We start from the raw sequence: 20,742 nt of genomic DNA, 5'->3' as shown, positions 1-20,742 counted from the left end.
GAGAAGTCCTGCACCCGTGCAGCATATTGCGCGGTGTAGAGACTTTGGGCCGCCTCGTCAAGACTAGAACGTGTTCTAGTTTGCTGCTAATGTCCCCGCCATGGTGCTTGAAAGATTCCGTCTGGACGACCGCGTTGCCGTCGTCACCGGAGCCGGCCGTGGGATCGGAGCCGCCAGTGCTCTCGCTCTCGCGGAAGCCGGCGCCGATGTTGTCCTTTCCGCTCGTACGGCTGACCAGCTCGAGGAGGTAGCCGCCAAGATCGAAGCTCTGGGTCGCAAGGCGCACGTCGTCGCTGCCGACCTGCAGGACCTCGACCAGGTCGCCGCCCTCGCGCAGACCGCTGTCGACACATTCGGTCGCCTCGACGTGGTGATCAACAACGTGGGTGGCTCGATGCCGAAGGAGTTCGCGCGTACGAATGTGGCCGCACTCGAGGGTGCGTTCCACTTCAACGTCTCCACGGCCCACGCCCTCACGCGTGCTGCGATGCCTCACCTGCTCAAGAACGGTGACGCATCCGTCGTCAACATCTCGTCCGTCATGGGCCGGGTCAGCGGACGCGGCTACCTCGCGTACGGCACGGCCAAGGCGGCGCTCGCGCACTGGACGCGCCTCGCCGCTCGTGACCTCTCGCCCCGCATCCGCGTCAACGCGATCGCCGTCGGCTCGGTGGCGACATCAGCCCTCGAGCTCGTCACCGGTGACGAAGGTCTGACGGCGCAGATGGAGTCCAATACCCCGCTTCGCCGCATTGGCGATCCCGATGACATTGCAGCCACCGTGCTGTTCCTCGCCAGCCCCGCCGGCGGCTACCTCACCGGCAAGGTGCTGGAGGTCGACGGCGGTATTGATCAGCCCAACCTTGACATGGGCTTCCCCGACCTAGGAGCACCCGAATGATGAGCGAGCGAAGCGAGCGAAACAACAAGCATCAGGTCATGCCGTGCCCTCCGTACCGTGCCTTTCCTACGGAGGTGTCGGCATGACGTTGCGCGTCGTCCAGTGGAGCACCGGCAACGTCGGTCGTCACGCCATCGCGGGCATCGACGCCCGCCCCGATCTCGAGCTCGTCGGCCTCTGGGTGTCCAACCCCGACAAGGTCGGCAAGGATGCCGGCCAGCTCGCCGGCCTCGGTCGCGATCTTGGTGTCCTCGCGACCAACAGCGTCGACGAGATCCTGGCGCTCAAGCCCGACTGCGTCGTCAACTGCGCCATGGCCGATGACCGGCTCTTCGAGGCGATCGCCGACCTCGAACTGCTCCTGGCTGCTGGCATAAACGTCGTCTCGAGTGGCCCGGTGTTTCTGCAGTTCCCCGCTGGTCCGGCGCTCGGCATGGCTGAAGGCGTGAAGAAGGCTGCCGTCGCCGGCGGTGTCTCGCTGTACGTGAACGGCGTCGACCCGGGCTTCGCCAACGATGTGCTCCCGCTGGTGCTGACCAGCGTCAGCGAGCGCATTGACCAGGTCCGCTGCTCTGAGGTGCTCAACTACAACACGTACAACCAGCGCATGATCGTGTTCGACGTCATGGGCTTCGGTATGCCGATGGACCACGTCCCGATGCTGCTGCAGCCGGGAATCCTCTCGATGGCATGGGGCAGCGTCGTCCACCAGATCGCTGCAGGACTCGGCCTCGAGCTCGACAGCGTCGAGGAGTTCTACGAGCGCCTCCCGGCGACCGAGACGTTCGACATCGATTGCGGAACGATTGAAGAGGGCACCGTCGCCGGACTGCACTTCGAGGTCCGCGGCATCGTCAACGGCAAGCAGGTCGTCGTGCTCGAGCACATCACCCGCGTGCACGACGAGATCGGCCCCGACTGGCCGCAGCCGGCCGGTCTTGGTTGCTACCGCGTCGAGATCAAGGGCGAGCCCAACTACACGCTCGACCTCCAGCTGCTCGGCACCGACGGTGACCACAACACCGCCGGCCTCAAGGCGACGGCAATGCGCTTGGTCAACTCTGTTCCGGCTGTGGTCGCAGCTCAGCCGGGACTCGTCACCGCCCTCGACCTTCCGCTGGTGACCGGCAAGGGCCTGGTAGTGACATGAGCAAGCGGATTGTCGTGTGGGGGACAGGCTTCGTGGGCAAGCTCGTACTCAATGAGGTCTTCGACCACCCCGAGTTCGAGCTCGTCGGAGTCGGCGTCAGCAATCCGGAGAAGGTCGGCGTCGACGTCGGTACGCTCTGCGGCCGGGACCCGGTCGGCATCCTCTGCACTGACGACCTCGATGCGCTCGTCGCACTGAAGCCTGACGCGCTGGTCCACTACGGTCCGACGGCGCAGTACGCGGACGAGAACATCCGTGTCATGACCGCCTTCCTTCGTGCAGGCGTCGACGTCTGCTCGACGGCGATGACCCCGTGGGTCTGGCCGGGCATGAAGCAGAACCCCGACATGTGGATCGAACCGGTCACCGAAGCCTGCAAGGCGGGCGGCTCGTCCTGCTTCACGACGGGCATCGACCCCGGATTCGCCAACGACCTGTTCCCCATGACGCTGATGGGTCTGACGTCAGAGGTGCGCGTCGTACGCGCGCTCGAGATCCTCGACTACTCCAACTACCTCGGCGACTACGAGGACGAGATGGGCATCGGTCGTGAACCGGGGGAGAAGGCGCTCCTGGAGCACACCGACATCCTCGTCATGGCGTGGGGCGCAACCGTCCCGATGATGGCCGAGGCCGTGGGCATCGAGCTCGACGAGATCACCACGACGTACGACAAGTGGGTCACCGACGTCGAGGTACCGAGCGCCAAGGGTCCGATCGCGCCGGGCCACGTCGCCGCCGTCGACTTCACGATCAACGGCATCTACAAGGGTGAGACTCGCATCCAGCTGCGCCACATCAACCGCGTCGGTGAGAACTCCGCGCCGGACTGGCCGCGGGGAGCCAACGACGACGTCTACCGCGTCGAGCTCGAGGGCACCCCTTCGATCACCCAGGAGACCGCATTCCGCTTCGACGACGGCAGTGGCCGCGATGCCGCGACGGCCGGCTGTCTTGCCACGGGAATGCGCGCACTCAACGCCGTCTCGGCCGTGAACGACCTGCCGCCGGGTTGGGTCACTGCGCTGGACCTGCCGCTGATCGCGGGACGCGGCAACATACGCTGACGCCATGCTGCCGGACCGGTCAGAGGTGCTCGCCCTGGTCAGGTCGTCGCCTGCGTATGTAGCTGCGCTCGACAAGGCGGGTTGGATCGACATCTTCGGGAGCCTGCACGTCGTGGAGGACCCTGTCGGGTCGCGCCCAGTCCGATCGTCGGAGTCCGGCGGACTCGGACGGTTCTGGGACACCTTCATCGCGCCCAACAAGATCGAGTTCGAGGTCGTCAACGACTGGATCGATGGCTTCGACGTCGTACGCGACGTGACAATCGTGACGACCCTGCGCCCCGGCGTCGTCGTACGAACACCGGCTCACCTTCTCTATGAGACGGCGTACGAGGACGGTGTGCTGAAGGTTCGACGTATGGCCGCGCACTGGGAACCGCGGCCGGCCTACCGCCAGCTGATGAAGCCGTCGCGGGCCCATCTGGGCGCGGCGATCGGCCAGTTTGCGCGGATGTTCCGGATCCTTGGCGTCATACAGTCGCTGCAGTTCATCGGCGCGTCTCGCTACATCGGGTGGAATCGCAAGCGCTCACTTCGGGAGATCCTGGAGTCGGAAGGGATTGGCGAGGTGTCGAAACTGATCGCGTCCGGTCGTATCGTGACGGCATCCTGCGTGGTCGGCGGAAAGCCCAGCACTGTGGTGGCGCGCTACTTCAGGGGGTACGGCATGTCGATGGTCACGTACAGCGACCTGGCGTAGTCAGTCCGGGATCTGGCCGAACAGGTCGCCGGCAGGCAGGACGGCATGGCGGATCAGGCGCGAGTCCTCGACCGCCGCCTGTCGGTGCTTCACCGCTTCGCGGTAGTCCGGATCGCGAACCATCTCGACGAACGCCGCGACGCTGGGGTACTCGGCGATGAAGCAATGATCCCAGCGCTCCTCGGACGGACCGATGACCATCAGCTCGAATCGTCCCTGCCAGATGATCTTGCCGCCGAGACGCCGGAAGATCGGGCCGCTCTCTCGGCCGTACGCCTCGTACGCCTCGGCGCCCGTGGACTCGCGGCCATCCTCGTAGACCGCGTGATCGCGCAGTCGTACGAGGTTGAGCATCTGGACCGGCCCGGGACGGTCGTCGGCAACAAACTGCGCGAAGACCTCTTTGGTCGGGTCGATGTGACCCATGTCAGCGCAGCAGCAGGCGAACGGCGACGTCGACCGACTTGGTCACGTCTTCTGCCTGGGTGCGGCCGGTGACCCAGCCCATGAGTGCGGTGAACCAGACGTCGCTGATGACGCGAACGATCGCGGTGTCCTCGTCGGTCGGTTCACGGTTCTCGTCGGTGCCGTCGATCGCGCGGGTGATCATGGCGGTCAGCTTCATACCGACGAAGTGGATCTCGTCCGCAACCGAAGCGTCGGCGAACATGAACGCGCGGGTGAGCGCCTCAGTCAGCTCGGGCTGCTGCTGAAGAGCCGTCGTGGTGTGGCCCAGGATGTACATGACGCGCTCGTGCGCGGTGTCGCCGGGAACTTGGCGGTTGCGCGACTGTTCCTCGGCCCGCTCGAACTGGCGACCGAGGGCGGTGACCAGGAGATGGATCTTGGACGGGAAGTAGCGGTAGAGCGTGCCGAGTGCGACATCAGCGTTGTCAGCGACGGCCCGCATCTGGACCGCGTCAAACCCGCCAGAGTCGGCAAGGGCGATCGTGGCATCGAGGATGCGGCGGCGGCGTTCACGCTGAGCGTTGGAGCCGGGAGTTGCCTCCGTCACGCTGGTCATGCGACATCGTCTCCTGTCCACGGCTGCTGCTGGAACTAGCCACGCCGAACCTCGGTATGATTATTGAAACACGTTCTAGATTTGGAGGCGACCCTCAATGCCGGTCGGCGTCACGCGGGACCATCTCGAATTGAGCACCAGCCTACGGTCTTGGGCCGCTGGCCTCGACGGTCCCTCCGCTCTGCGAGACGTCGAGAACGAAGCATCTGCGGGCTTTGCCAAGACCTGGCAGTCCGTCGTCGAGGCGGGCCTCAGCGGAATCAGCATCGCCGAGTCCCAGGGCGGTGGCGGCGGAGACCTGCTCGACCAGATGGTCGCACTCGAGTCGGCCGCGTACGCGATGATTCCGGGTCCACTGCTGAGCACGACCGTGGTTGCCCAGATCGCCGCCCAGGCGGGCGCGGTCGACGTGGTCGCAGCCATCGCCGAAGGCGCTTCGGCCGCCATTGCCATCGACGGAACGATCACGGTGGACGGCTCTGGAGCAACGGGCGACATCAGTGTCGCGATCGATGTGATCGACGCCAGCTGGCTCCTCGTCCCGACGAGCGACGGCTCATGGGTCCTGGTTGCAGCCGACGGGTGGACCGCCGAGCCCGAGATAGGTGTCGACCTCTCGCGTCGTGGCGGTCGCGTACGCGTCGCAGCCGATCAAGCCATACCGCTCGACGGCATCGACGGCGACGCCGTACGCCGCGTCCTCGTCGCTCTGGCTTCGGCCGAAGCCGCCGGCATTGCGCAGTGGTGCCTGGACACCGCCGTCGACTACGCCAAGGTGCGCGAGCAGTTCGGCAAGCCGATCGGGTCGTTCCAGGCCATCAAGCACCTCTGCTCCCAGATGCTCGAGACCACCGAGTCCATCAACGCCGTGACGTGGGATGCCGGCACTGCGCTCAGCTCCGATGCGCCAACGGGCGAAGCCGACTTCGCAGCCGATGTAGCCGCAACGGTCGCTCTTCACGGTGCCGTGGCGGTCGCCCGTGACTGCATCCAGGTGCTCGGTGGGATCGGCTTCACGTTCGAGCACGATGCACACCTCTACCTCCGTCGCGCGGTGGCGCTCGACCTCACGGTTGCTGCACTGACGGGAGGCACTGAGCAGTCGGCGACCCGCCTGGCCCGTCGCGCGATCGGCGGCCAGCGCCGCTCGTTCGAGATCGACTTCGAAGGTGCTGACGCCGAGTTCCGCGGAGTCACCCGCAACGGGGTGGAAGCGATCGCTGCATTGCCGGCTGGCGAGCAGCGTGCTGCTCTTGCCGAGGCCGGCTACCTCACACCGCACTGGCCGAAGCCCTACGGGCTCGACGCCGGACCGGTCGAGCAGCTCGTCGTTGACGAGGAGCTCGCCCGCGCCGGACTCGTTCGCCCCGATCTGGTGATTGGCGCCTGGGCTGTCCCGACGATCGTCGAGCACGGCACGCCCGATCAGCACGCCCGGTTTGTGAAGCAGACCCTGCTCGGAGACATCTTCTGGTGCCAGCTGTTCAGCGAGCCCGGAGCCGGTTCGGACCTGGCATCGCTGAGCACTCGGGCGGTGCGGGTTGAGGGTGGTTGGCAGCTGACGGGTCAGAAGGTGTGGACCTCGCGAGCCAAGGATGCGCAGTGGGGCATCTGCCTGGCCCGTACCGACAAGGACGCCGGACACAAGGGCATCACGTACTTCCTCGTCGACATGGCTTCCAAGGGCATCGACATCCGCCCGCTGCGCGAGCTGACCGGCGACGCGATGTTCAACGAGGTGTTCCTCGACGATGTGTTCGTCCCGGATGACTGTGTCGTCGGCGAGGTCAACGGCGGGTGGAAGCTCGCTCGTACGACGTTGGCCAACGAGCGCGTCGCGATGGGCAGCTCAAAGCTCGGCGTGAGCACGGAGCGAGCCGTCGACCTGATCGCCGATCGCGAGTCCGACACCGATGCCGCCCTCGTCGGCCACCAGGTCGCGCTTGCGACGCTGTGCCAGCTGCTCGGCGTGCGGACGACGCTTCGCTCGATCGGTGGCCAGGGCCCCGGACCCGAGTCGAGCGTCGCGAAGCTGCTCGGCGTCAAGAATCGTCAGGAGGCCGCGGAGCTCGTCGTCGACCTGCTCGGCCCCGCTGCGCTCTTCACCCACGAAGATCCGCAGATCACCAAGGACGTGCACGAGATGCTGCTGAACCGCTGCCTCTCGATCGCCGGTGGCACGACGCAGATCCTGCGAAACGTCGTCGCCGAACGCGTCTTGGGCCTACCGCGCAGCTGACGGGCCGCTCTTTTCGAACGATGCCTTGAGGGCGTCGATCGTGACGGTGCGTTCCTTGATCGCGAACCGGCGGAAGATCGGTGCCATCACGACGTACATGCCGTAAATCGTGAGCTTGGCGTGATGGCGGACGAGGGTGCTGTTGTCGCCCGCAGGCTCCAGCGTGTAGCTCGGCCAGCCCTCGTACTTGAGCTTGCCCGACTTCGACTTCTCCCACCAGTGGTGGACGATCTTGTGTGGCGCCTCCAGCTCGAGGATCTCACCCGGAAGTGGCCCCTTGGACGTCTCGTCGATGTACGTCGTGCCGACCTGAGGCTGACCAGGAGAGGTCTGTTTCGTGTGCTTCAGCATGGTGCCCTTCTTGGGCATCCAGTCGTTGTGACCCTCGACGTCAACGAGTCGTGCGAAGACCTGGTCGATGGGCGCCTGAATGACGCGCTCAAGGTCGAGCTCGATCGACTTCATGAGCCTCAGAGTGCCCCTCTAACCACTGCTATGCAAGCGATTTCTGCGTCTTGGCGCGGTGCCACTGGAGCCAGCGCGACACTGCAGCGATGGTGTGCTGGCTGCGTATGGAGGAGAACACCTCGAACGCGTGCTGGGTGCCGGGCAGCTCGGCGTATGTGATTGACGCGTCCGTCTTGTCCTTGAGCGCCTTCACGAAGGCGCGCGCCTGTGTCACCGACACGACGGTGTCGTTGGCGCCGTGGATGATGAAGAAGTCCGGGGTGTGCGAGGTGACGTGGGAGAGCGGCGAGGCCTGGACGAAGTCCTCGAGGTGGGTCTTCGGGTCCTTGCCGAACACCCGCGGGCCGAGGAACGAGTCACGCATCTCGACGGCCGCTCGCTCCTCGGTGATGCCGGCAAGGTCGTAGACGCCATAGAACGGAACGCAGGCCGAGATCGACGTGTCAGCCTCTTCGAATCCGGGCTGGTAGTCGGCAAGACCTGGGGTGAGTGCAGCGAGAGCGGCGAGGTGACCGCCTGCTGAGCCGCCGGTGATGGCGACGTACGACGGGTCGCCGCCGTACTCCTTGATGTTCTCGTGCACCCAGGCGATCGCGCGCTTCACGTCAACGATCTGGGTCGGGAACTTGTACTTCGGCGCGAGCCGGTAGTTGACCGAGACGCAGACCCAACCCTGCTGGGCCATTCGGTTCATGAGGAGCAAGCCCTGCTGCTCCTTGTTGCCGATCGTCCAGCCACCGCCGTGGACCTGGATCAGGACCGGCGCTCCGCTGAGTTCGCGGTCCTTGGGCTTGTAGATGTCGAGATGAGCCTTGCGGCCGCCCTCGGTGTACGGAACGTTGCGGAGTACTTCGACATCGCGCTGGCGAAGGCTGAACGGGCGAGCCACCGAGCCGCGCGGCAGTCGGAGGTCGACCGGGCCCGGGACTTCCAGCTCGTCGAGGTAGCCGTCGCCGATGCTCTCGCGGAGTGCCGCATCGAGCTCAGTGCCTGTACGACGCGCGCCGGCGATCGTGTAGCCCAGCAGTCCCGCGGCGGCGGCTGCTGCGACGAGCCCAATGCGGGACGGCTTGCCACCTCGCACCGTCAGCTCGGCGATGGTGTCAACGGCAGAAGCGCCGAGCAGGTGAGGAGCCAGCTCGCTGGTCGGCCAGCCGAGCGCGAAGCCGGGGATGGCAGACCATCCGCGCGACATCGGGCGGATTGCGTTGACGGCGAGAGCAGCGAGCGCGAGCTGGCGACGGGCATACCCGGCAGACATAAATGTGGCTCCTCGTTCGAAGGTAGAACAGGTTCTGGCGGTCTAGGCTACGGCCATGGATCGACTCAGCGGACTTGACGCCAGCTTCCTGTACCTCGAGAGCGGCGCGCAGCTCATGCACGTATGCGGTGTGATCGTTGTCGATCCCGCGACGATTCCGGGCGGCTACGACTTCCAGACGTTCAAGAAGGAGCTCTCGAATCGGGTCGAGGGCATTGCGATGTTCAACCGCAAGCTCAAGTTCGTGCCCGGAGGCATCGACTTCCCTATCTGGGTCACTGACGACGAGTTCGACATCGACCGGCACGTTCACCGGATGGCTGTCCCGTCGCCTGGCAGCGACCGCGAGCTGTCCGAGGTTGCGGGCCACCTGGCTGGCATTCCGCTCGACCGTTCGCGCCCGCTGTGGGAGATGCACGTGATCGAGGGTCTGGCCAACGGCAAGATCGCGATCTTCTCCAAGATGCATCACGCGTCGGTCGACGGCGTCTCCGGGTCAAACATGATCTCGTACCTGTGCAGTCTTGAGCCCGACGCGCCGCCGCTGGACAGCAGCTCCGCGGAGCACCAACGCGCCCCCTCCGACATGGAGCTGGTCGGCCGCGGAGTGTTGGCGACGGTGACGAAGCCGTGGCAGATCGTTAGGCTCGCAGCGCCGACGACCCGCACGCTGGTCGAGACCGGCCGTCGTGCGCGGAGGGGTACGGCGATGGCTGCTCCGCTGACTGCTCCACGTACGTCGTTCAACGGCACGATCACCGGCCACCGGTCGATCGCATACACAGACGTCTCGCTCGACACGATCAAGGACATCAAGAAGGCAGTCCCCGGTGCGACGGTCAACGATGTCGTACTCGCACTCAGTGGTGGAGCGCTGCGCCGCTACCTGCTGGAACGCGGTGAACTGCCTGAGACCTCGCTGCTCGCGAGCGTTCCGGTGTCCGTCCGGTCCGAGTCGAAGCGGGCTGGGCGCAACCAGGTGTCGTCGATGTTCTGTCGGCTCGGCACTGACATCGAGGATCCGCTCGATCGGATCACCGGCATGGCTCAGGCGAACGTCAACGCCAAGGACCACCACAAAGCCGTTCCGGCTGACACCTTGCAGGAGTGGGCAGAGTTCGCCGCGCCTCGAACGTTCGGCCTTGCCGTACGCATGGTGTCCGATCTGCGCCTCGCCGAGCGAGCACCCGTCATTCACAACCTGGTCATCTCCAACGTTCCCGGTCCGCCGGTGCCGCTCTACTTCGTCGGCTCACGGATCGACGCGCTCTATCCGCTCGGCCCGGTGTTCCACGGCGCCGGACTCAACATCACTGTCATGAGCAACAACGGGCAGATGCACATCGGTGCCATCGCGTGCAAGGAGCTGGTGCCTCAGCCGTGGGACCTGATTGATAAGTTCCCGGTCGAGCTCGAGGCCATGCGCAAGGCGGTCCTCGGCGACTAGCTGGTAGCTTCGGCGGCCTTCTGCAACCGTTCGAGTGTGGTCTTCATCCCGTAACGCAAGTCCGCGTCGCGATCAGGACTGCCAGTCCATTTCTCGGTGATCCAGTTCATCGCCTTCGGCAGCGGTCGCACCGTCTCGTACGACTCGGTCACTGTGGTGCCGTTGTCCGTCGGTTCGAGCCGATAGCGCCACGTGTAGGAGCCGATCCCCGGGCCGCTGCGGTTGAACGCAAACTCTCGCCCCCGGTCGGCGACGATCACTTCAGGCTTGTTGAACCAGGCTGGGCCCCGTTTGCCCTTGTTGCGAGCCTTGAAGCGAGCGCCCACGGCTGGCCCGTCTGCCCCGTTCGACCATTCACAGTGAATGCACTCGGGGCTCCATTCGCCCATGCGCGTGATGTCCGAGATCAGGTCGTACACCCGATCTGGAGTGGCAGCGATGTCGATGGCTGTGGAATCGCCACCATTGCGTGCGGTCATTGGGCCATCCTCAGATGTGGGACTGCTCTGGAGACGTCAGTGCGTGTTCGTGCCGACTATAGACGTCTCGCGGATGCGTGCCGAGACGTCGAGGGCCGCTTCAACGAACACGGGTACGAATTCCTTGTACTCGAGCACGCAGCCGGCGTGGCCGCACTCGGCCTGGTGGACCGTGGCATCAGGAATGAGCTCCGCCAGCTCGAGCTGGCGTTCCGGTGGAATGACGTGGTCCTTGGCGGTCACGACGATGGCGGTGGGCACGTCCACCATGGACAACCAGGGCGCCGAGTGGTGTCGCCCGAGCGAGGCCACGGCTTGACCAACAGCCCAGGCGCTCGTGGAGCGGAACTGCTTCATGGCCCATCGAGCGGTGTCGGCGCTCTCCTCGTCAATGGCGTCGACGGCAGCAGCGGTAGCCCGGTTGATGGTCGCCGAGCGTGACAGCGTCGTGCTCAAGCGCATGCTGACCTCCATACCCGCATGGAAGACGCGCTCGCGGCCATTCGTACGGAAGTGCGCCGTGCTCGCTGCGAGGACGATCCCGCCTATCAGATCGGGGCTTTGACGCCAGACTCGCTGCGCGACGATGGATCCCATTGAGTAGCCAGCGACGATCGGCTTGTCCAGCTTCAGGGCATCGATCACCGCGCCGACGTCGTCCGCGCAATCGGAGATCAGGAACTTGTCGGACATGATGCCGCGGCCGTGCCACCGCTGGTCGAACGTGATGACCCGGAAGTGCTTGGCAAGCTCGGGGATCGTGGGGAACCAGGTCAGCTGACCGGTGCATCCGACGGCATGCAGAAGGATGATGGTGGGAGCGTCCGGAGTCGGTCCGGGTACGTCAGTGAGCCAGGTCGTGCCGCGGCGGCGCAGCTTGAGCCAGCGTCCCTCGGGAAGGTCGACGTCAGGGACGTCGAACAGGTCCCAGGTCGAGGGGTCGGGGAGGAGAGGGCGCACGGCGCCAAACATCTTCTTGACCGGGATGGTCACGAGGCACTCCCTTACTCGACTCGCTCAAGAATAGAACACGTTATAGTTTCGGAGCGGGCGAATTGCCCAATGCCTGCAAAGGAGACGATCTGCGTGGACTCGGTACTTGATGAGGTGCGCTCCGTCATTGGCGACGTGCTCGACCGCGGCGATGGCTCATGGCGCGCTCTCCAGGAGTCCGGACTTCTCGCGCTCGCTGCTCCCGAGAAGCTCGGCGGCGAGGGACTCGGCTTGACCGAGATCTCGGTGCTGCTTCACGAGGTCGGACGCCGCGCTGCCGATCTGCCGGTATGGGAGACGGTCGCCTGCGGCTTGCTGCCCCTCGTACGTTCTGGCTCCGAAGACCTGCAGGCTGATCTGGTCCCCAAGGTTCTCGCCGGCGAGCTGAAGTTCGCTCCGGCGCTGGGCGAGCCCGGCGATGCGCTGCCGACCAGCCCCGCGACCACGTACGACGGCAAGTCCGTCACCGGCACGAAGGTCGGCGTCCCCGTTCTCGAAGGTGCAACGATCCTGCTTGTCTCGGCGGGCTCAGTGGTCGCGCTCGTCGACGCTGATGGCGCAGGAGTGAGCAAGGTCGACACGCTTACGTCCCGTGGCACGACCGAGGCGACCTACACGTTCGACGCTGCCCCCTCACTGGGTGAGCTCGACGCCGAAGTCGTACGCAATCACGCGATCGCCGGTCTCGCCACTCTTGGCGCTGGAGTCGTCGAAGGTGCGCGCGACCTGACCGCCGGCTACATCAAGGACCGCAAGCAGTTCGGCCGCTCGCTCGCCGAGTTCCAGGCCGTCGCTCAGCAGATTGCCGACGTCTACATCGGCTCGCGCACGTTCACGCTGACGGCAACCGAGGTCGTACGTCGCCTCGACGCCGGTGACCCCGCCGCCGATGATCTCGCGATCGCTGCGTACTGGTTCGCCAACCGCGCACCGGCGCTGATGCAGATCTGCCAGCACCTCCACGGCGGTATGGGCGTCGACGAGACGTACGACATGCCCCGCTACTTCGCCGCCGTGCGCGATGTTGCTCGCCACCTCGGCGGACCGGCCGCCCTCGCCGCCGTGCCTGTCGTCGAGACGGCCGGCAAGAACGCCGAGCTCACCGAAGAGGAGCGCGCGTTCAAAGACGAGGCCCGCGACTACCTGATGAGCCTGGTCAGTGACGCCGACCGAGACGAGATGCGCAACAACCGTCACGGTCCTGCGTATCACCGCATCATCAAGCAGATGGGTGCTGACGGCTGGATGGGTGTCGGCTGGCCCAAGGAGTACGGCGGCCAGGGTCGCGGCGTCATCGAGCAGCAGGTCTTCGTCAACGAGGCCTCGCACGCCGATGTCCACCTTCCGTCGGTCACGCTGCAGACCGTTGGACCGACGCTGCAGGCGTACGGCACCGAGAAGCAGAAGGACATGTTCCTCGCCGACATCATCACCGGCGACGTGCACTTCGCGATCGGCTACAGCGAGCCCGACGCCGGCACCGACCTCGCGTCGATGCGCACCAGCGCCAAGCGCGACGGCGACCACTACATCGTCAACGGCCAGAAGATGTGGACCACCGGCGGTCACGCAGCCGACTGGGTATGGCTGGCCGTACGTACCGACCCCGACGCGCCTCCACACCGTGGCATCTCGGTGCTGATCGTCGACACCAAGGACCCGGGATACTCGTGGACGCCCATCGTCACCAGTGACGGCTCGCACCACACCAACGCGACCTACTTCAACGACGTACGCGTTCCCGTCGACATGCTGGTCGGCGAGGAGAACCGCGGCTGGAGCCTCATCACGACGCAGCTCAACCATGAGCGCGTCATGCTCGGCCCGGCCGGTCGCATCGAAGGTCTGCGCGACCTCGTACGCGAGTGGGCCGAGGGCCGTACGGCTTCGGATGGCACGCCCGTGCTCGAGGTGCCATGGGTGCGCGACACCCTGGCCCGCGCCACCGCATCGTTCCGCGTCAACGAGCTGCTCAACTGGGCTGTCGCGAAGGCGCCGGCGTCTGACAAGACGACCGTCGCCGATGCCTCCACGTCCAAGGTGTTCGCCAGCGACGAGGTGCAGAAGCTCGGACTCGCGCTGACCGACGTCGTCGACGCGTTCGGCGATCCCTCCGATCCGGAGACCGGCCGCCTCGCCGACTATCTCGACAAGACCGCCAAGCGCAACCTCGTGCTGAGCTTCGGCGGCGGCGTCAACGAGGTGCAGCGTGAGCTGATTGCCATGTTCGGACTCGAGCTGCCGAGGGTTCCGCGATGACCACTGATCCGATCATCGAGCTGACCGACAAGATCAAGGCGCGCGGCAACAGTCCGGCCCGTCAGGCGCCGGACCCGGTCAACACGCCGATGATCCGGCACTGGGCCGAGGCGATCGGCGACACCAACCCGCGCTGGGCACCGGGACCCGACACGGAGGCGCCTCCCGCCATGGCGCAGGTGTGGACGATGTACGGGCTCAACCCTGAGCGCATGCCCAACGACCCGCTGCCGGACACGATGCAGGTGCTCGACGACGCTGGCTTCACCTCGGTGCTCGGCACCAACTGCGACCAGACCTATGCGCGCACCCTGCGTCCCGGTGAGGTGCCGACCATCAGCACGCACCTCGCGGACGTCATGGGTCCCAAGAAGACCGGCGTCGGCGAGGGCTACTTCATCACGACCAAGAGCATCTGGAGCGTCGGCGACGAAGAGGTCGCCACGATGACGTTCCGGGTCCTCAAGTTCAAGCCCGGCACGGGCCGCGTTGCGGTCGACAAGTCGAAGTCGTCGCGGCCGATGGTCAACAAGGACACCTCCTTCTTCTGGGAGGGCACTCAGGCCGGTGAGCTGCGCATCCAGAAGTGCAACGCCTGCGGCGAGCTCCGGCACCCGCCCGGTCCCGTATGCCCGAAGTGTCACGCGATGGATCGCGGCTTTGTTGTCGCGTCGGGCAAGGGCAGGGTTCGTTCGTTCCTCGTGCACCACGCACCTGTCGTGCCCGGCAAGCAGCTCCCGCTGACGCTGGCTCTGGTCGACCTCGAAGAGGGCGTCCGGATGATCGGCGAGGTCAAGGGAGAGGTCACGATCGGCGACGCGGTCGAGGTCTGGTTCGACCCGATCGACGACGAGGTGACTCTCGCGAAGTGGCAGCCAGCGGGCACCCCCGCGCCGGAGCCCGAGCCCGAACCGACGTCGGACCTCCCCGTATGGGAGCTGCCGATCACGCCGACTCTCGTGGTGTCGACCGCGCTCGCGACTCGTGACTTCCAGGACGTCCACCATGACCGCGACCGCTCGATCGGTCACGGCAGCAAAGACATCTTCATCAACATCCTCAGCACGACTGGGCTGGTGCAGCGCTACATCACCGACTGGTCCGGTCCGCAGACGCAGATCGTCTCGTGCGCCCTCCGGCTCGGAGCGCCGGCCTACCCGTACGACACGCTGCGCTTCACCGGCAACATCGTGTCCGAGGAAGACGGCGTGACAACGATCGACGTCGCGGTCGGTGTTTCGATCGGCACCCATGCCAACGCACGACTGGAGATCCGCAAATGAACTTCTCCGGAGCGGCGGCCATCGCCGGTATTGGTGCAACGGAGTTCTCCAAGGAGTCGGGTCGCTCGGAGCTCCAGCTCTCGGCCGAGGCGACCCTGGCTGCTCTCGAGGACGCCGGGCTCTCGACGTCTGACGTCGACGGACTCGTCACGTTCACGATGGACTCAACGTCCGAGATCGCGCTGGCGCGTGAGCTCGGTATGGGAGACCTGCGCTTCTTCAGCCGCATCAACTACGGCGGCGGTGCCGCCTGCGGCACGGTGCAGCAGGCTGCCATGGCTGTTGCGACCGGCGTTGCCGATGTGGTCGTCGCCTATCGCGGCTTCAACGAGCGCTCAGGGCAGCGCTTCGGCCAGGTCCAGAAGTGGGCCGCCGAGCAGGTCAACACCAACGGCCTCGACAACGCCTGGTCCTACCCGCACGGCCTCTCGACGCCCGCTGCCACCGTCGCGATGCAGGCACGTCGCTACATGTACGAGTACGGCGCAACCTCGGCCGACTTCGGTGCAGTTGCCGTTGCTGACCGCAAGCACGCGGCCAACAACCCCAACGCGTTCTTCTACGAGAAGCCGATCACGATCGAGGATCACCAGAACTCGCGGATGATCGCCGATCCGCTCCGGCTGCTCGACTGCTGTCAGGAGAGCGATGGCGCGGTTGCGATCGTCGTCACCTCGACTGAGCGGGCTCGCGATCTCAAGGCCGGAGCCGTACCGATCCTCGCAGCAGCCCAGGGCAGCGCTGCGGATCAGTTCGTCATGACCTCTTACTACCGCGACAACATCGGCATCCCCGAGATCGGCGTCGTCGGTCGCGAGCTGTGGCGCCAGTCCGGTCTGACACCGGCTGACATCCAGACCGCGGTTCTCTATGACCACTTCACCCCGTACGTCCTGATGCAGCTGGAGGAGCTGGGCTTCTGCGGACGCGGCGAGGCCAAGGACTTCATTGCCGACGGTGCGATCGAGATCGGCGGCAAGCTGCCGCTCAACACGCACGGCGGTCAGCTCGGCGAGGCGTACATCCACGGCATGAACGGCATCGCCGAAGGCGTACGTCAGATCCGCGGCACCTCGGTCAATCCGGTGCCAGACGTGGAGAACGTACTGGTCACAGCAGGTACGGGCGTACCAACCTCAGGCCTGGTCCTCGGTCGCTAGGCCGGCCAGGAGGCAGAGCCAGCCTGACTCTTCGTCCTCGTTGGAGCGTTCGGTCCACTCGGGGGTCAGTCCTGCTCGTTCGAGCGTAGAGGTGAAGTCAGCCTCAGTGCGCAGCACCCGGTAGTAGGGATTGCCGGACTCGCCGTCCCTCCAACCCGCGTCTTCGCCGAGAGGGATGGAGACGAGGAATCGGCCACCCGGGCGCAGAGCACCCGCGATCTTGGACAGCACTACCTCGAGGTCGTCGTCCTCCATGTGCTGGAGGACGTGAAGTGTGACGACGGCGTCGTAGGGGCCGCCGAGGTCGTCGTCGATGGCGTTGAGCCGGGCGACGTCCTTGCCGCGAGAACGCTGGAAGTCGATGAACGCCTGGGTGATGTCCGTACGTCGGACTGTCAGTCCGGCTTCCTCAAGTTGGTCGGCATCCCAACCCGGTCCAGACCCGATCTCCAGAACGCGAGCTCCGGGCATCGTCTCTGCCAGAAGAGTGAGGCCGCCGCTCAGGACGTGGCCACCCTGGGTCTCGCGGGCGTACTCGTCAGCTATCTGTTCGTACGACTCGACGGTCCGAGCATTGGGCGAAGGCTCCATACCTTCGACCCTAGGTCGGGATCAGCGGCGAGTCACGAAGTGGGCGGATCCCGTCCTCAGGAGGGATCCCTGGCGGGTGCGTGTCCCGCATGTGTGTCAGCCGAGTCCAGGCCCGCCTGTATGTGATGTGGGAGGTCGGCGAGGAACTGGCTGATCTTTCGTCGCATGATGGGCTGGAGCAGCCGCATTGGCCCGTTCGGTCGCAGCGTCATCTGCAGGTCGACTTGGGTTCCCTTGCCGTGTGGGGTCAGTGCAAAGTCGAAGTCGCCGGTGGCGATCCGTGACCGCTCGCGGGTGGCGAATCGATGGTGAGGTCGGTACGCCGTGAGCTCGACCATCACTTGTCCCATGCCACGGAAGCGGCCGCGGAAAGTCGAACCCTCCTGAGTGGGTTCTGCGGAGAGCTTCTCGACCGAGCTGCAATCGGGGTTCCAAGTCGGCTCGTTGGGGAGATCGGTGAGGAAGTCGAACACTCGATCAGGTGGTTGGTCCAGAGTCAGGGTGATGCTGTTCTCGATCATGGGGTCTCCTTCGGGCATGTGGACCGCTGTTCGATCCAGATGTCGAGAACGTAGACCTTGAACTCAGGTTCAAGGTCAAGTCTTGACCTTGAACCCAAGTTTTGGGTTTACCGTGAAAGCGTGCGAATCTCCGAACTTGCCAATCAGGTGGGAGTGCCCACCTCGACGGTGCGCTACTACGAGCGCATCGGGTTGCTGAGTGCGCCGGATCGAACCGGGTCGGGATATCGGTCCTACGACGAGCAGTCGGCGAACCGCTTGTTGTTTGTGACGAGGGCTCGCCGGCTCGGTCTGAGCTGTGATCAGATCACGGAGCTGCTTCCGGTGTGGGACGGCGCCAATTGTGGGGCCGCCGCCGAGAGGGTCGCGAATCTTATCGATAGCAAGCAGGCCGAAGTTGCCGCACGCATTGCGGAGCTTAAGGACTTCTCAGCTCAGCTTGACGACGTGCGGACCATGATCGCGTCTTCGCAGCCACCCGACACGTGCAGTCCGGACCTGTCGTGTTGCGTACCCGCACGGTCCAGCGACCTGATCCCGATCGAGATGAGCACCCGTCCGCTGGAGCGGAAGTCGGCTACTTCCTCAGTCTGACGAAGCAGTCGGCCAGGGCGGGGCGATTGTCATCGCCGACCGTGACGGTCACTGCGATGCCCTCGGGCTCGTCCCAGGCGTTGATCGAGAGTGTCTCGCCCGGGAACACGACGCCGGCGAAACGAGCGCCGAAGCCACCCACCTTGCTGGCGTCACCGTCGAGCAGCAGGTCGATCACTTCGCGCAGCACGATTCCGTACGTCGCCAGTCCGTGCAGGATCGGTGCCGGGAATCCGGCCGCCTTCGCGAATGCCGGATCTGCGTGCAGCGGGTTGCGGTCACCGCAGAGGCGGTAGAGCAGTGCCTGCTGCGGGGTGACGGTGAAGGTCGCGGTGCAATCGGGCGCGCGGTCGGGCACGGCGACGGCATTGCTCTCGCCGCGGTTGCCGCCCCAGCCACCCTCGCCCTTGACGAATATCGAGGAGCGTACGCGCCACAGCTCGGCACCGCTCGGATCGACGGCGACACCTTCTTGCCAGATGACGGCGGCCTTGCCCTTGTCCCAGACGTCCGTGATGGTCGTCGTCAAAGTGGCCGAGCCCGACGTGGGCAGCGGCGAGGTGAGGTGGACTTCCTGGGCGCCGTGGACGACCTGGGTCAGGTTGATGTCGCAACCTGGCAGATCGAGAGACGGTGGGTTGGTCTCGTGGAACGAGGGCGCCACCACGGCGAAGCTCGGCAGAACCTGAAGGTCGTCGGAATCGAGCGTCCAACGCAGCGCATCGGCCGACATGTTGTCGCCCGGATGTGATCCGGCACCCACGGCAAGCTGATAGAGCAGTACATCGCTGCTGGTCCAGGAGAACTCCTGGGTGCCGACGGTGGCACCGATGGCTACATCGGGATCGATTGGCATCAGGCTTTGCCCTTCGCAATGTCTTCGGCGGCGAGGTAGCCGAACGTGAAGGCCGGACCGATCGTGGCGCCGGGGCCGGCGTACGTATGACCCATGACGGCCGACGAGACGTTGCCGGCGGCATACAGGCCTTCGATGACCGAGCCGTCAGCGCGAAGTGCGCGGGCACGCTCGTCGGTGACGATGCCGCCCTTGGTGCCGAGGTCGCCGGGGACGATCTTGACGGCGTAGAACGGACCCTGGTCGATGCTGTGCAGTGACGGGTTGGGCTTCACGCGAGGGTCGGCGTAGTAGCGGTCGTACGCACTGTCGCCGCGGTGGAAGTCCTCGTCGTTGCCGGTCTTGGCGAAGCCGTTGAATCGTTCGATGGTCGACGCGAGCGCGTCGGTGGGAACGTTGATCGCCTCGGCGAGCTTGTCGAGCGACGATGCCTTGACCACGGCGCCGCTCTTGAGCCAACGCCCTGGGAACGGCTGGCGTGGTGAGAGTCCGGCGAAGAGGTAGCGGTTGCGGTAGCGCTGGTCGATGATCAGCCAGGCCGGCACGTGGGAGACGCCGGTGGCCTCGCCCTTGTAGATCTCGTGGGTTGCCTCGACGTACGGCAGCGCTTCGTTCATGAACCGCTTGCCGGCGGCGTTGACGATGATCGAGCCGGGCAGGTTGCGCTCCGACAGGCAGAACCACGGACCGTTGGGCAGCGGGATCGTCGGTCCCCACCAGGCGTCGTCCATCATGTCGGTCGCTGCGCCGATGGCGATGCCGGCTTCGATGCCCTCGCCGGTGTTGCTGGCGGCGGCGGTACTCCAGTCAACGCTGGTCGGGCTGGGGAGGTACTTCTCGCGCAGGCCCTCGCTCTTCTCGAAGCCGCCAGAGCCGAGGATCACGCCGCGGCGGGCACGGATGACGACTTCCTTGCCGTCACGCTGAGCACGTACGCCGACGACTCGACCGTTCTCGATCACCAGACCCGTGAGCGCAGTCTCGTAGAGGACGGGCACTTTGGCGTCGACGAGTGCCTTACGGAGGCTGATCGTCAGGGCATTGCCCATCGCGAACATCTTGCGTCGGAGCAGCGAGTTGAACACGCGCATGAAGACGACGCGCATCATCGTGAGTGGGCCGCGGATGGAGCGCAGGCCGAGGCTGATCTTGCGGAAGTCGGCCTGGGTGACGATCAGGTTGGCGGGCGCCTTGGCGTACGGCGGGTGGAGACGCTCGAGCTCGTCGCCGAGGATGCGGCCGTCCATCGGGATCGGCTCGACGCTGCGTCCCTGCGAGCGACCACCCGGCTGCTCGGGGAGGTAGTCGGAGTAGCCCGGGACCCACTTGAGCTTGAGCGGCGTCTTGTCGAGGAGGAAGTCGATGACCTCTGGTCCACGGTCGAGGAACGTCTCCCGGCGGATCGCGGGGACCTCGTCGCCGACAATTGCCTGCAGGTAGTCGCTCGCGTCCTGGCGATCAGTCGCGCTGACCTGGCCGGCGGCTTTGAGAGCGCGGTTGCCGGGGACCCAGACGCCGCCGCCGGAGCGTGCGGTGGTGCCGCCGAAGTAGGCGGTCTTCTCGATCAGGACGGTGTCGAGGCCATGGTCGGCAGCGGCGAGAGCGGCCGTCATACCGGCGCCTCCAGCTCCTACGACGACGACGTCATACGTCTCTTCCATGGGACCTCCGTCGGGGTGAACTACCGCAAAACTGTAACAGGTTCTAGTATGGCGGATGTGTCCTCCATCAAGGCAGATCCTGCCGCCA

At 65.5% G+C, this 20,742-nt stretch carries 20 protein-coding genes; 10 read left to right on the top strand and 10 right to left on the bottom strand.

Annotated features, from left to right (window positions below; translation table 11 throughout):
• Positions 1 to 100: 100 nt before the first annotated feature.
• The 4 genes from V6M39_RS16885 to V6M39_RS16870 all read left to right on the top strand — a co-directional run bounded on the left by V6M39_RS16885 (position 101) and on the right by V6M39_RS16870 (position 3,818).
• Positions 101 to 901 (top strand): SDR family oxidoreductase, encoded by an 801-nt coding sequence (locus tag V6M39_RS16885; RefSeq protein WP_332644981.1) that lies wholly within the window; start codon positions 101 to 103, stop codon positions 899 to 901.
• A gap of 82 nt (positions 902 to 983) precedes the next feature.
• The gene (locus tag V6M39_RS16880) at positions 984 to 2,051 is read left to right on the top strand and encodes an NAD(P)H-dependent amine dehydrogenase family protein (RefSeq protein ID WP_332644980.1); all 1,068 of its coding nucleotides are present in this window, start codon (positions 984 to 986) and stop codon (positions 2,049 to 2,051) included.
• Complete coding sequence (locus V6M39_RS16875) at positions 2,048 to 3,118, top strand: NAD(P)H-dependent amine dehydrogenase family protein (protein ID WP_332644979.1); 1,071 nt, start codon at positions 2,048 to 2,050, stop codon at positions 3,116 to 3,118. The genes V6M39_RS16880 and V6M39_RS16875 overlap by 4 nt, the downstream gene beginning before the upstream one ends.
• A 4-nt stretch (positions 3,119 to 3,122) precedes the next feature.
• Positions 3,123 to 3,818: a hypothetical protein gene (locus tag V6M39_RS16870; protein ID WP_332644978.1), complete on the top strand. Its 696-nt coding sequence runs from the start codon at positions 3,123 to 3,125 to the stop codon at positions 3,816 to 3,818.
• Here V6M39_RS16870 and V6M39_RS16865 read toward each other — a convergent pair whose 3' ends face one another.
• Positions 3,819 to 4,244, bottom strand: a complete 426-nt coding sequence (locus V6M39_RS16865) for a DUF1330 domain-containing protein (protein WP_332644977.1) — start codon at positions 4,242 to 4,244, stop codon at positions 3,819 to 3,821.
• Position 4,245: 1 nt separating this feature from the next.
• Positions 4,246 to 4,842, bottom strand: a complete 597-nt coding sequence (locus tag V6M39_RS16860) for a TetR family transcriptional regulator (protein ID WP_332644976.1) — start codon at positions 4,840 to 4,842, stop codon at positions 4,246 to 4,248.
• A gap of 130 nt (positions 4,843 to 4,972) precedes the next feature.
• Between V6M39_RS16860 and V6M39_RS16855 the strand changes: the two genes are divergently transcribed.
• Positions 4,973 to 7,081 carry an acyl-CoA dehydrogenase family protein gene (locus V6M39_RS16855; RefSeq protein ID WP_442880830.1) on the top strand — a complete coding sequence of 703 codons (2,109 nt, stop codon included), beginning with the start codon at positions 4,973 to 4,975 and terminating at the stop codon, positions 7,079 to 7,081.
• Here the strand turns inward: V6M39_RS16855 and V6M39_RS16850 are convergent.
• Together V6M39_RS16850 and V6M39_RS16845 are read right to left on the bottom strand one after the other, a co-directional pair.
• On the bottom strand, positions 7,067 to 7,546 hold the full coding sequence (locus tag V6M39_RS16850) for an SRPBCC family protein (protein ID WP_332644974.1): 480 nt from the start codon (positions 7,544 to 7,546) through the stop codon (positions 7,067 to 7,069). The genes V6M39_RS16855 and V6M39_RS16850 overlap by 15 nt on opposite strands.
• A gap of 28 nt (positions 7,547 to 7,574) precedes the next feature.
• Positions 7,575 to 8,810, bottom strand: coding sequence for an alpha/beta hydrolase (locus V6M39_RS16845; protein WP_332644973.1), 1,236 nt, complete (start codon positions 8,808 to 8,810; stop codon positions 7,575 to 7,577).
• A gap of 55 nt (positions 8,811 to 8,865) precedes the next feature.
• On the opposite strand from V6M39_RS16845, the gene V6M39_RS16840 reads away from it, so the two are divergent.
• On the top strand, positions 8,866 to 10,257 hold the full coding sequence (locus V6M39_RS16840) for a WS/DGAT/MGAT family O-acyltransferase (RefSeq protein ID WP_332644972.1): 1,392 nt from the start codon (positions 8,866 to 8,868) through the stop codon (positions 10,255 to 10,257).
• Here the strand turns inward: V6M39_RS16840 and V6M39_RS16835 are convergent.
• Together V6M39_RS16835 and V6M39_RS16830 are read right to left on the bottom strand one after the other, a co-directional pair.
• Complete coding sequence (locus tag V6M39_RS16835; protein WP_332644971.1) at positions 10,254 to 10,736, bottom strand: SRPBCC family protein; 483 nt, start codon at positions 10,734 to 10,736, stop codon at positions 10,254 to 10,256. The two genes, V6M39_RS16840 and V6M39_RS16835, sit on opposite strands and share 4 nt — an antisense overlap.
• Positions 10,737 to 10,772: 36 nt before the next feature.
• Positions 10,773 to 11,729, bottom strand: a complete 957-nt coding sequence (locus V6M39_RS16830; RefSeq protein WP_332644970.1) for an alpha/beta fold hydrolase — start codon at positions 11,727 to 11,729, stop codon at positions 10,773 to 10,775.
• A gap of 93 nt (positions 11,730 to 11,822) precedes the next feature.
• Here V6M39_RS16830 and V6M39_RS16825 point away from each other — a divergent pair, with 93 nt between their 5' ends.
• The 3 genes from V6M39_RS16825 to V6M39_RS16815 are packed head-to-tail and all read left to right on the top strand — an operon-like array spanning position 11,823 to position 16,431.
• The gene (locus V6M39_RS16825; protein WP_332644969.1) at positions 11,823 to 13,988 is read left to right on the top strand and encodes an acyl-CoA dehydrogenase; all 2,166 of its coding nucleotides are present in this window, start codon (positions 11,823 to 11,825) and stop codon (positions 13,986 to 13,988) included.
• Entirely contained in the window at positions 13,985 to 15,271 is a 1,287-nt protein-coding gene (locus V6M39_RS16820) for an OB-fold domain-containing protein (protein WP_332644968.1), read from the top strand. The genes V6M39_RS16825 and V6M39_RS16820 overlap by 4 nt, the downstream gene beginning before the upstream one ends.
• Positions 15,268 to 16,431, top strand: coding sequence for a lipid-transfer protein (locus tag V6M39_RS16815; RefSeq protein WP_332644967.1), 1,164 nt, complete (start codon positions 15,268 to 15,270; stop codon positions 16,429 to 16,431). The genes V6M39_RS16820 and V6M39_RS16815 overlap by 4 nt, the downstream gene beginning before the upstream one ends.
• Here the strand turns inward: V6M39_RS16815 and V6M39_RS16810 are convergent.
• Positions 16,408 to 17,022 (bottom strand): class I SAM-dependent methyltransferase, encoded by a 615-nt coding sequence (locus tag V6M39_RS16810; protein WP_332644966.1) that lies wholly within the window; start codon positions 17,020 to 17,022, stop codon positions 16,408 to 16,410. The genes V6M39_RS16815 and V6M39_RS16810 overlap by 24 nt on opposite strands.
• Before the next feature lie 56 nt (positions 17,023 to 17,078).
• On the bottom strand, positions 17,079 to 17,543 hold the full coding sequence (locus V6M39_RS16805; RefSeq protein WP_332644965.1) for an SRPBCC family protein: 465 nt from the start codon (positions 17,541 to 17,543) through the stop codon (positions 17,079 to 17,081).
• Between the two features lie 120 nt (positions 17,544 to 17,663).
• Between V6M39_RS16805 and V6M39_RS16800 the strand changes: the two genes are divergently transcribed.
• On the top strand, positions 17,664 to 18,137 hold the full coding sequence (locus V6M39_RS16800; RefSeq protein ID WP_332644964.1) for a MerR family transcriptional regulator: 474 nt from the start codon (positions 17,664 to 17,666) through the stop codon (positions 18,135 to 18,137).
• Here the strand turns inward: V6M39_RS16800 and V6M39_RS16795 are convergent.
• Positions 18,121 to 18,993, bottom strand: a complete 873-nt coding sequence (locus V6M39_RS16795) for a MaoC/PaaZ C-terminal domain-containing protein (RefSeq protein ID WP_332644963.1) — start codon at positions 18,991 to 18,993, stop codon at positions 18,121 to 18,123. The two genes, V6M39_RS16800 and V6M39_RS16795, sit on opposite strands and share 17 nt — an antisense overlap.
• Positions 18,993 to 20,654, bottom strand: coding sequence for a 3-oxosteroid 1-dehydrogenase (kstD, locus tag V6M39_RS16790; RefSeq protein ID WP_332644962.1), 1,662 nt, complete (start codon positions 20,652 to 20,654; stop codon positions 18,993 to 18,995). The genes V6M39_RS16795 and kstD overlap by 1 nt, the downstream gene beginning before the upstream one ends.
• Positions 20,655 to 20,742: the final 88 nt, after the last annotated feature.

Source organism: Aeromicrobium sp., from assembly GCF_036675695.1.
Taxonomy (GTDB): Bacteria; Actinomycetota; Actinomycetes; order Propionibacteriales; family Nocardioidaceae; genus Aeromicrobium.
Note: the sequence above shows the minus strand (reverse complement) of the source record. Positions and strands in the feature narration are given on the sequence as shown.